The following is a 458-nucleotide window of genomic DNA, read 5'->3' as shown; positions in this document are numbered from 1 at the left end:
CTGACGCAGACGCAGGTCAACGAGCTAGACAAGCCCCTGCTCTGGTACGTGCAACAGGCGGTGCCCGACCCGAACTGCAGCACGGTCGCCAGCACGGCATGCCCGACGGTGAACGCGCTGGTGCCGCAGGTGTACCTGCCGGAAGGCTACGCGCAGGCGCTGACCAAGCCCACCGGCGGCACCATCGCCGGCGACAAGGTCTCGCTCGACATCGCAGGCCAGCTGCGCAACAGCGGCGCCATCACGGCCGGCGACACGCTCAACGTGAAGGCCGGCAGCATCGACGCCGCCCCCAACGTGGTGGACATCGGCACCTCGGCCTACAAGGCCCAGGGCGGCTGGAACGTGATCACCGGCACGGTGGTGCAGCCGGGCGGGTTCATGAGCGCGATGCGCATGCACATCGAGGCCGACAGCATCAACGCGGTCAACGATGCGTTCCTGATCCGCAACGCCGA

At 68.1% G+C, this 458-nt stretch carries 1 pseudogene; it reads left to right on the top strand.

Going from position 1 to position 458, the window contains the following annotated elements:
• Window positions 1-458 (top strand): annotated as a pseudogene (locus OR16_RS37955) (hemagglutinin); the annotation flags it as partial.

Origin of the sequence: Cupriavidus basilensis OR16 (assembly GCF_000243095.1) — a bacterium.
Taxonomy (GTDB): Bacteria; Pseudomonadota; Gammaproteobacteria; order Burkholderiales; family Burkholderiaceae; genus Cupriavidus; species Cupriavidus basilensis_D.
This window is presented reverse-complemented; position numbering and strand designations above follow the sequence as displayed.